We start from the raw sequence: 10,128 nt of genomic DNA, 5'->3' as shown, positions 1-10,128 counted from the left end.
GGTCACCGCGGTCGCCCGCGCGATCGCGATGCAGCTGACCACCACCGATCCCGCCCAGCGCGAGCTGGTCGAGCGGCTCGGCGGCTGCGACCCGGTGGTCGTGCAGGCCGCGGCCAGCGCGCACGACCTCGGCCACCCTCCGTTCGGCCACCTCGGCGAGCAGGCGCTCGACCGCCTCGCGCGCGAGCGGCTGGGGCTCGCGGAGGGCTTCGAGGGCAACGCGCAGTCGTTCCGGATCCTCTCCGAGCTCGACGTCTGCGAGACGGTGGAGGTGGGGCTGAACCTCACCGCCGCCTCCCGAGCCGCCGTGCTCAAGTACCCGTGGGGGCGGACGGTCCACCGCCCCGGCATCGACTCCGCCGACCCGACCGAGCTGCCCCGCGGCTCGACCGCCAGCCGGTGGGAGACCGCACCGCCGAAGTTCTCGGCATACACGCTCGACCTCGACGACCTGCTCGACGCCCGCTCCGGCTTCGCCGCGATCGCCCCCTGGCAGCAGACCCTCGAGTGCTCGGTGATGGACGTCGCCGACGACATCGCCTACTCGCTGCACGACCTCGACGACTTCTACCGCGCGGGAGTGCTGCAGCAGGCGGCCGTCGCCGTGGAGTTCCGCGCGTTCCTCCGCGAGCAGAACGCGCTCGCCGCCCTCGACGCCGAGGAGCTGTGGGCGCGCGCACCCGGGCACTCGCTCGAGATGCTCCGCCGGAGGCTCGTGGCCCGCGACCCGTGGATCGCGAGCGACGAGCACTTCCGCGCCTCCGTGGAGCGGGTGTCGACCGAGCTGGTCGAGGGGCTCCTCGCGCTCCCGTTCGACGGATCGACGCGTACCGAGCGCGCGATCGAGGCCTTCGTCTCCTCCTGGATCGGCCGCCTGCAGCGCTCCGTGGTGGTGCTCGCCGAGCCGAACGTCCGCTCGGGCCACCTCTCCCTCCTCCCCGACGCCTGGCACGACGTGGCCGTGCTGAAGTTCGTGCACACGCGCTTCGTGATCGACCGGCCGGACTTCGCCACCTACCAGCGCGGCCAGTCGCAGGTGCTCGAGACGCTGGTGACCCACCTCGACGCCTGGCTCGAGGACCCGCGCGACGGCTCGCGGGCTCCGCAGAAGCTGCTCGACCTGATCGAGCTCGCGACCGACGGCTACTTCCGCCTGCGCGCCGACCACCCCGACTGGCTCCCGGCGGACGAGCGCGGCCGGCCGACCTCCGACCCGGCCGCGCTGCAGCGGCTCGGCCGGGGGCGCGGTGTGGTCGACTACGTCGCGACCCTGACCGACGAGCAGGCGATGGCGCTCGCCGCCCGCCTCCGCGGCGATCGCGAGCCGTGGGCGATGGGGACCTGACGCCCCGGCGGGTGGGTTGACACCGCGCGTCGCGTGTGGCCTCGGCGGCTCCTCGCCCGTCGTTCCGGGGGAGGAGCCTCCGCCGGGCCGCCGAGGACGCGTTCCGCGACCGCCCAGCGGGCGTCCAGGAAGCGCAGCCTGAACGACAGCGTAAAATCACGGAGTCACATGCCAGGATCGACAACTCGACAGGGAGTTCCGTTGGACGGAAACGCAACGACCACGCACCGCAACGTCGCATTGCTGTCCGTCGCGACCACGCTGGCTCCGCGCGTGACCACCTCGGCCGAGATCGAGGCGCGGCTCGCTCCGGCGCTCAAGCGCCTGCGGCTCCCCACCGGGCTCCTCCAGCGCGTCGCCGGAGTGCACGAGCGCCGCAACTGGGGCTCCGAGCAGGGCTTCGACGGAGCGGCGATCGACGCGGGCAAGCGCGCTCTCGCCGAGGCCGGCGTCCGCGCCGACCAGATCGGCCTGATCATCAACACGTCGGTGACCCGCAAGCACCTCGAGCCCTCGGTCGCCGTGCGCCTGCACCACGGGCTCGGCCTGCCCTCGTCGGCCATCAACTTCGACATCGCGAACGCGTGCCTCGGCTTCGTCAACGGCATGACCCTCGCCGCGCAGCTGATCGACTCCGGCCAGATCCGCTACGCGCTCATCATCGACGGCGAGGACGCCGACGAGATCCAGGTCAACACCATCGAGCGCCTGAGCCGCGAGGGCGTCAAGCGCAAGGACTTCATGAGCGAGTTCGCGAGCCTGACTCTCGGCTCCGGCGCGGCCGCGGCCGTCCTCGGCCCGGCCGACGAGCACCCCAAGGGCCACCGCATCCTCGGCGGCATCACCCGCGCGGCCACGCAGTTCAACGAGCTCTGCGTCGGCAGCGTCGACGGCATGTTCACGGACGCGAAGGCGCTGCTCAAGGGCGGCATGGAGCTCGTCCTCTCGGCGTGGAAGGAGGCCACCCGCGACTGGAACTGGAGCGGGATGGACCGCTACATCACGCATCAGGTGTCGGACGTCCACACCGACGCCCTGGTGAAGGCCGTCGGCATCGACCGCAGCCGCGTCCCCACGACCTACCCCACCCTCGGCAACGTCGGCCCGGCGTCGATCCCGATCACCCTGGCCCAGGAGGCCGAGACCCTGCAGCCGGGCAACCGGGTGCTGCTCATCGGAGTGGGCTCGGGCATCAACACCGCGATGCTCGAGATCGCCTGGTGAGCGCGCCCCACCCGGCCGAGCGGATCCGCGGAGCGCTCGGCTCCACGGCCGCGGCGCAGCTGCCCCCGGCCGGGCTCGACGGGCTCGATCCCGCGTGGTCGCGCCTCGTCGACGCTCCGGACGCCCAGGGCGTGCCGCGCCGCTGGCACCTGCTCGACACGGGTGGGGCCCTCGGCACGGAGCCCGTCGGCACCGTCCTCTGCGTGCACGGCAACCCCACCTGGTCCTACCTCTGGCGCCGCCTCGCGGCCGCCACGCTCGAGTCGGCCCGCCGGGGAGGCCCCGCCTGGCGGGTGGTCGCTGTCGACCAGCTCGAGATGGGCTTCTCCGAGCGGACCGGCGCCCTGCACACGCTCGCCGACCGCGTGCGCGAGCTCTCCAACCTCACCGACGTGCTCGGCCTCGACGACGTGGTCACCCTCGGCCACGACTGGGGCGGAGTCGTCTCGCTGGGCTGGGCGGTCGACCACCCGGAGCAGCTGCGCGCCACGATGCTCCTGAACACCGCGATCCACCAGAGCGCCGACGAGCCGATCCCGGCCCCGCTCCGGCTCGCGCTCGCCTCGGGTGTGCTCGGCGCCTCGACGGTCGGCACGCCGGCCTTCCTCGAGACGACCCTCGCGCTGGGGCACCCGGCGCTGCCCTCCGCGGTGAAGGAGGGGTACCGCGCGCCCTACCGGTCCGCGTCGCGCCGCGGCGGAGTGGGCGGCTTCGTCGCCGACATCCCGGTCGACTCCGCGCACCCGAGCGACCCGGAGCTGCAGCGCATCGCCGAGGGCGTCAGCGCCCTGACGACGCCGGCCCTGATGCTCTGGGGCCCGCTGGACCCGATCTTCTCCGACCGCTACCTCGACGACCTCGTCGAGCGCCTCCCGCACGCGCAGGTCCACCGCTACGAGGGAGCGGGCCACCTGGTGGCCGAGGACGTCGACTACGCGTCCGCCGTCCTCACCTGGCTGGGCGACCTCTCCGACGGCGAGGAGCCGTTCGGCGGCGACCCCGCCCCCGACGTCCGACGCCCGACCGCGCCGGTCGAGCCGCTCTGGGCGCACCTCGACCGCAATGCGCAGGACGACTCGCTCGCCCTGGTCGAGATGGCGCCTCCCGGAGGCGGCGGGCCCCGCTCGGTCTCCTGGCGCCTGCTCTCGCAGCGGGTCCGCGAGCTCGCCGCCGGGCTCCGCGCCTCCGGCGTCTCCCCGGGCGACCGCGTCTCGCTCCTCGTGCCGCCCGGCGCCGACCTGACGGCGCTGCTCTACGCGTGCCTGCGCATCGGAGCCGTCGTGGTCGTCGCCGACGCGGGCCTGGGCCTGCGCGGTCTCACCCGCGCGGTCCGCGGCGCCTGGCCGGATCTGGTGGTCGGCGCCCTGCCCGGCCTCGCCGTCGCGCGGGCCCTCCGCTGGCCCGGCGGCCGGGTCTCGACGCAGACCCTGCCCCGCGCCTCCGCCTCGGCCCTCGGGGTCGACACCTCGCTCGGGCAGCTGATCGAGCTCGGCCGCGCCGAGCTGGCCGCCGACCCGGAGGCGCTGGGCGAGGCGCCCGCCGCCGACGCCGTGGCCGCGATCCTGTTCACCTCCGGCTCGACCGGCCCCGCCAAGGGCGTCGTCTACACGCACCGGCAGCTCGCCGGCGTCCGCGACGCGCTCGCCCGCCAGTACGGGATCGGACCGGGCACCGGCCTCGTCGCGGGCTTCGCGCCGTTCGCTCTGCTGGGCCCCGCGCTGGGCACGCGCTCCGCCACTCCGGACATGGACGTCACCGCGCCCCGGACGCTCACGGCGGCCGCCGTCGCCGCGGCCGCCGCCCGGGTCGACGCGACCGTGCTGTTCCTCTCGCCGGCCGCACTGGCCAACGTCGTGGCCACCGCCGGCGCGCTCGACGCCGACGACCACCGGGCCCTCGCCGGCGTGCGCACCTTCCTCTCGGCCGGCGCCCCCGTCTCGGCGGGACTGCTCGGCGAGGCGCAGGCGCTCATGCCGAACGCCTCCGCCCGCACTCCCTACGGCATGACCGAGGGGCTGCTGCTCACCGACGCGTCGCTGGAGGGCATCCGCGAGGCCGCCTCCGACGACGATCCGCGCGGCGGCGTCTGCGTGGGCGTGCCCGCCGCGGGCGTCCGGCTGCGGATCGCCCCGCTCGACGCCGACGGCCGCGCCACGGACGAGCCGGAGGAGATCACCGGCACGACCGGCGAGATCGTCGTCTCGGCAGGTCACGTCGAGGACCACTACGAGCGCCTCTGGCTCACCGACCGTGCCGCCCGCGTCGGCGCCGTCCCGGGCGAGCGCTGGCACCGCACCGGGGACGTCGGGCGGATCGACTCCGCCGGCCGCCTCTGGGTCGAGGGCCGCATGCCGCACGTCGTCGTCACTCCCGACGGCGTGGTCACGCCGGTCGGACCGGAGCAGCGGATCGAGGCGCGCGTCGCCCCGGTCGCCCGCGCCGCGATCGTCGGAGCCGGCCCGCGCGGAGTCGCGCAGCTGGTCGCCGTTGTCGAGCTGCGCTCGGGCGCGCGCCGCGTGGTGCTGGCCGAGGAGGCCCTCGCCGCCGAGGTGCGCGCGGCCGTCGGCCGGCCCGTCGCCGCGGTGCTCGTCGTCCCGGCGCTGCCCACCGACATCCGCCACAACTCCAAGATCGACCGGGCCGCGCTCTCGCGCTGGGCCGAGGGCGTGCTCGCCGGCGGCCGGATGGTGGCGCCGTGAGGGTCCTGGTCACCGGCGCGAGCGGCCTGCTCGGCGGTGCGGTGGCCGCGGGCCTCGTCGCCCAGGGGCACGAGGTCCGCACCTTCCAGCGCCGGCCCTCCGGGATCGCGGGCGTCGAGGAGGCGCGGGGCTCGCTGACGGATCCGCGCGCGGTCGAGGAGGCGGTCGACGCGGCCGAGGGCGTCGTCCACCTCGCCGCGAAGGTCTCGCTCGCCGGCGATCCGGGCGACTTCGACCGTGTGAACATCGACGGCACCCGGCGTCTGCTCGCCGCCGCCGCCCGCGCCGGCGTGAGCCGCTTCGTCCAGATCTCGTCGCCCTCCGTCGCCCACTCCGGCTCCTCGATCACCGGCGACGACGCCGAACCCGCCGATCCGGACCGGGCCCGCGGCGACTACGCGCGCACCAAGGCCCGCGCCGAGCTGCTGGCCCTCGCTGCCGACGCTCCCGGCTTCGCGGTGGTCGCCGTGCGCCCGCACCTGGTCTGGGGTCCGGGCGACACCCAGCTCGTCGCCCGCATCGTCGAGCGGGCGCGCGCCGGCCGGCTGCCGCTCCTCGGGCACGGCCAGGCGCTGATCGACTCCACCTACATCGACAACGCCGCCTCGGCGATCGTCGCCGCTCTCGGGCGGGCGGAGGAGGTGCACGGCCGCTCCTACGTCGTCACCAACGGCGAGCCGCGCCCGGTCGCCGAGCTGCTCGCCGGGATCTGCCGCGCCTCGGGCGTCGAGCCGCCGCGCTGGTCCGTCCCCGCCTCCGTCGCCCGCGCCGCGGGCTCGCTCGTCGAGCGCGTGTGGGCCGTGCGGCCCGGCGCCGATGAGCCGCCGATGACCCGCTTCCTCGCCGAGCAGCTCTCGACCGCGCACTGGTTCGACCAGCGCCGCACGCGCGCCGATCTGCAGTGGAGCCCGTCGGTCACCCTCGACGAGGGACTGGCCCGTCTGTCCGCCGCCCGCTGAGGCGCCGGCTCCCGAGACAGAGGAACGGACGGGACCCCGTCGCCGAGGCGAGGGGTCCCGTCCGTCCGGGGGCTCCCGCGACGGATCGCGGGAGGGGAGCCGAGGTCAGTCGGCGAGGATGAGGTACAGCGCGCGACGGGTCTCGTCGAGCTTGGCGGACGCGGCGGCGCGCTGCGCCTCGGTCGCTCCGCGGAACTGCTGCACGACGCCCATCAGCTTGCCGACGTTCTCCATGAAGGCGCGATCGGCGTCGCTCGCGCCGGGAGTGGCCTCCCAGGCCGCGTCGAGCTCGTCGGCGTGCTCGCGCACGTAGGTGCCGCCCGCGTCCGTGAGCTGGTACTCGGTGCCGCGGCCCTCGCCGACGGCCGTGATGAGGCCCTCGTCGACGAGCTGCTGGAGGGTGGGGTAGACGGAGCCGGGGCTGGGACGCCACGATCCGTTCGTCTTCTCGGCGATGGCCTTGATCAGGCCGTAGCCGTTCGAGGACTTCTCGGAGAGGAGGGAGAGGAGGGCCGCGCGGACGTCACCGCGTCGGGCGCGTCCTCCGCCGCGGCCGAAGGGGCCGCCGAAGCCGGGGCCGAAGCCCGGGCCGAAGCCGAAGCCGGGCCCGAAGCCGCGGCCGTGACCGCCGGGTCCGCGGCGCTGTCCGCGGCCGGGGTGCTCGTGGCGGGAGGAGTGGTCGCCGTCGCAGGAGTCGCGGCGGTCGTCGGAGAAGAAGGTCCTGGAGTTCATGGGTGTGCTGCTCTCTGTCGTGAGGGGATCCCTTTCGATCGGATCCGGTCGCCCGTCGGGAGCGGCTGCTCCCGATCTGTCGGCGATGCAGTAACGATATATCGGTGACGGATCGGATGTCAACACCTGAATTGCCCGTAGCCTGGGAGCTCCCCGTCGATCGAGAGGTCCCGCATGCCGCTTCCCGACTCCGAGCTCGAGGCGTACCTCGACTCCTCCCTCCTCGCCGGGGACGTCCTCACCGGCCGCGCGAGCAACCTCGGCAACCTGCGCGGCCTCGCCGCCCGCGAGCCCGCGCACCTCTACGGGGTGGACGTGGCCGAGGACTGGACGTTCGAGAGACTGCTCGCGCTGATGGGGGAGCGCGTGGGGATCAGCACCGACCCCTCCTTCGAGAGCGGGCAGGACCGGATCGACGCCCGCCTGACGGTCGCGGGGCTCGCCCGCTACCGCGAGCGGTTCGCCGCCGCTGTCCGCGAGGGGGCGCTCCTCCTGTTCGCCACCGCGCACCCCGCGACCCTGATGGACGTCTACCGCCGCTTCGCTGCTGCCGCGACGGAGCGGGGCGCCCGCGTGATCGACGTGAACGCGCTCCCGTTCGCCGCCCCCGACGGCATCCGCGTGCCTCTCGCGGACGAGCACCAGGCCCTGTGGTGCACCGGCGGGGTCACCTGCGTCTACCGCGGGGGAGGGCTGCAGCACACGCACTCGCCGGAGCCGATGGACGCGCTGCTCGACCGCCTCGACGAGCTCGGCGTCCGCCCCGACCTGGTCGTCGCCGACCACGGCTTCGCGGGCGCGGCCGGCCGGCGGGGGCTGCCGGTCATCGCGATCGCCGACTGCAACGACCCGGCGGTGTTCGTCGCCGAGGCGCAGGGCTCGATCGAGGTGGTCGTCCCGATCGACGACGGGCTGGCCGTCCACCTCTACGAGCCGGTGATCGACTTCGTCCTCCGCGCCCTCTCGGAGCCCGCGCGCACCTGACGGCTCGTAGAATCGCCTTCGGCTCGTCGCGATCCCGGATCCGACGGGCCGACCGTTCTCCCGAGTCCCCGCACTCGCCACCACTGCAGACGGAGCATCCGTGACCCAGCCCCACGACGGCCTCCTCCCGCGCTTCGCCGTCGGCGTCGACATCGGGGGGACGTCGATCAAGGCGTCCCTCGTCGACGTCACCACAGGCGAGCGGGCGGCTCGGCGCTTCGCGGTCGCGAACCCGCTGGGCAAGGAGCCCGAGGACTTCGCCGAGGCGATCGCCGGCATCGTCCGCGACGTCTCGCCGATCGCGGGCACGCCCGTGGGCGTCGGCTTCCCCGGGATCGTCCGCGGCGGCGTCGTCCGCCAGACCACCCACGTCTCGCAGCGCTGGGTCGGGCTCGACGCGCAGGCCCTCCTCTCGGAGGCGACCGGGGTCGACGTCGTCGTCGTCAACGACGCGGACGCGGCGGGGGTCGCCGAGCGCGAGTTCGGCGCGATGCGCGGACGCGAGGGCCTCCTCCTGCTGACCACCCTCGGCACCGGCATCGGGACGGCGCTCGTCCACGAGGGCGTGGTGATCCCCAACTCCGAGCTCGGTCACCTGCACATCGACGGTCCCGACTTCGAGCCGCAGGTCGGCTTCTCGGCCGTCCGCCGCGAGGGCATCACCCTCGAGGAGTGGGCGGGTCGCCTCAGCGTCTACTACCGGCACCTCGAGATGCTGCTCTCGCCGCAGCTGTTCGTGATCGGCGGCGCGGCGGCGCACGTCTTCGACGAGTTCGCCCGCTTCCTCGACATCGGCACCGAGACCGTCCCCGCCCGCTTCGGCAACGACGCCGGATTCACGGGCGCCGCGATGGTCGCCGTCTCGCCCGACCGCCTCGCGCCCTGGTACCGCTCCACTCGCGGCGCCCGCCTCGACCCCGGGGCGCCCGCCATCGCCGACTGACCCCCTCCCTGCATCGAGGGAGCCCCGACCCGTCGAGGTGACCCGGCGGAGCGGGGTCCCTCGACGGTCCGGGGTTCCCTCAGCGGGCCGACAGGCCGCGGTAGACGGCGTCCAGCCGGGCGGCGGCGGCCGGCCAGGAGTGGGCGGCCGCCCAGTCGACGCCGCCGCGGCCTAGTCGCGCCAGCTCGCCGGGCGAGCCCAGCAGGGTCAGGATCGCCTCGGCCCACGCCGGAGGGGAGTCGGAGTCGAGCAGCACGCCGCTCCCGCCGTCGCGCACCGCGTCCACCAGGCCGGTCGTCCTGCGCGCGAGCACGGGAGTGCCGCTGCCGGCCGCCTCGAGCGCGATCAGCCCGAAGGTCTCGGCCGCCGAGGGCACGAGCGCCAGCTGCGCACTCCGGAGCCGCTCCGCCACCCGGTCGCGGTCGGCGGCCCCCTCGATCAGCACGCGGTCTCCCAGCGGAGCCGCCACGGCGCGCACCGCGTCGAGGTACGACTCCCGGCCCGGTGCCGCCCCGCCCACCAGCCGCAGCACCGGCCGCTCCGCCGGCGCCATCGCCGCGAGCGCCTCGACCGCCAGCAGCTGCCCCTTGAGCGGCTGCACCCGGCCGATCAGGACGACTCCGGAGCGCTCGCCGCCGCCCGGGCGGAACCGCGCGTCGACTCCGGGCGGCACCACGACGACCCGGTCCGGATCCGCGCCGTACCCGCTGACGACGTCCTCCCGCTCCGAGGCGCCCGCCACCACGATCGCGTCGGCGGAGGCGAGCACGGAGCGCTCCGCGTCGATCCGCTGCTGCGGCTCCGCGACGTCGCCCGGGGCGAGCCGGGCGTTCTTCGCGAGCGAGCCCGAGTGCATCGAGTGCACGTGCGGCCTGCCGGTGAGCGCCCCCGCGAGGCCCGACACCCAGTAGTGGGAGTGCACGACGTCGGCCCCCTCCGCGGCGCGCGCGAACTGCGGCGCCGCGGCCGCCAGCGCGTACTTGTCGCCCGCCGGCACCGGCACGCCGACCACTCGCACACCCGGCGCGAGCATCCGGACGCCCTCGCCGCGGGTCAGCACCTCGATCTCCCAGCCGAGCGCAGCCAGCTCCGGGAGCACCGCCGCGAGGTACACGTTCATCCCGCCCGCGTCGCCCGTCGACGGCTGCTCGAGCGGGGAGGTGTGCGCCGAGACGACGGCCAGACGGGGCATCCCTCCATCGTAGGGACGGCCGTGCGTCCTCCACGGATCCCGGCCCGCGG

At 75.2% G+C, this 10,128-nt stretch carries 8 protein-coding genes; 6 read left to right on the top strand and 2 right to left on the bottom strand.

Going from position 1 to position 10,128, the window contains the following annotated elements; all coding sequences use genetic code 11:
* From dgt to C5C33_RS14610, 4 genes are all read left to right on the top strand, one after another.
* On the top strand, positions 1-1,345 hold a 1,345-nt coding region (dgt, locus tag C5C33_RS14625; protein ID WP_104261469.1), incomplete at its 5' end, for a dGTP triphosphohydrolase.
* Positions 1,346-1,513: 168 nt separating this feature from the next.
* Positions 1,514-2,569 carry a 3-oxoacyl-ACP synthase III gene (locus C5C33_RS14620; protein WP_104224183.1) on the top strand — a complete coding sequence of 352 codons (1,056 nt, stop codon included), beginning with the start codon at positions 1,514-1,516 and terminating at the stop codon, positions 2,567-2,569.
* Entirely contained in the window at positions 2,566-5,268 is a 2,703-nt protein-coding gene (locus tag C5C33_RS14615) for an alpha/beta fold hydrolase (RefSeq protein ID WP_258069258.1), read from the top strand. The genes C5C33_RS14620 and C5C33_RS14615 overlap by 4 nt, the downstream gene beginning before the upstream one ends.
* Positions 5,265-6,227 (top strand): NAD(P)-dependent oxidoreductase, encoded by a 963-nt coding sequence (locus C5C33_RS14610; protein ID WP_104261468.1) that lies wholly within the window; start codon positions 5,265-5,267, stop codon positions 6,225-6,227. Before C5C33_RS14615 ends, C5C33_RS14610 begins: the two co-directional genes overlap by 4 nt.
* A gap of 105 nt (positions 6,228-6,332) precedes the next feature.
* Here C5C33_RS14610 and C5C33_RS14605 read toward each other — a convergent pair whose 3' ends face one another.
* A complete protein-coding gene (locus C5C33_RS14605; RefSeq protein WP_104224185.1) occupies positions 6,333-6,959 on the bottom strand; it encodes a PadR family transcriptional regulator in 627 nt (208 codons plus the stop codon).
* A 174-nt stretch (positions 6,960-7,133) separates the two neighbouring features.
* On the opposite strand from C5C33_RS14605, the gene C5C33_RS14600 reads away from it, so the two are divergent.
* The gene (locus C5C33_RS14600; RefSeq protein ID WP_104261467.1) at positions 7,134-7,943 is read left to right on the top strand and encodes a phosphatase; all 810 of its coding nucleotides are present in this window, start codon (positions 7,134-7,136) and stop codon (positions 7,941-7,943) included.
* Between the two features lie 100 nt (positions 7,944-8,043).
* Positions 8,044-8,886 carry an ROK family protein gene (locus C5C33_RS14595; protein ID WP_258069257.1) on the top strand — a complete coding sequence of 281 codons (843 nt, stop codon included), beginning with the start codon at positions 8,044-8,046 and terminating at the stop codon, positions 8,884-8,886.
* Between the two features lie 79 nt (positions 8,887-8,965).
* On the opposite strand, the gene C5C33_RS14590 is transcribed toward C5C33_RS14595, so the two are convergent.
* Positions 8,966-10,078, bottom strand: coding sequence for a glycosyltransferase (locus C5C33_RS14590; protein ID WP_104261465.1), 1,113 nt, complete (start codon positions 10,076-10,078; stop codon positions 8,966-8,968).
* Between the last annotated feature and the right edge of the window lie 50 nt (positions 10,079-10,128).

This window comes from Rathayibacter sp. AY1H3, from assembly GCF_002932015.1.
This window is presented reverse-complemented; position numbering and strand designations above follow the sequence as displayed.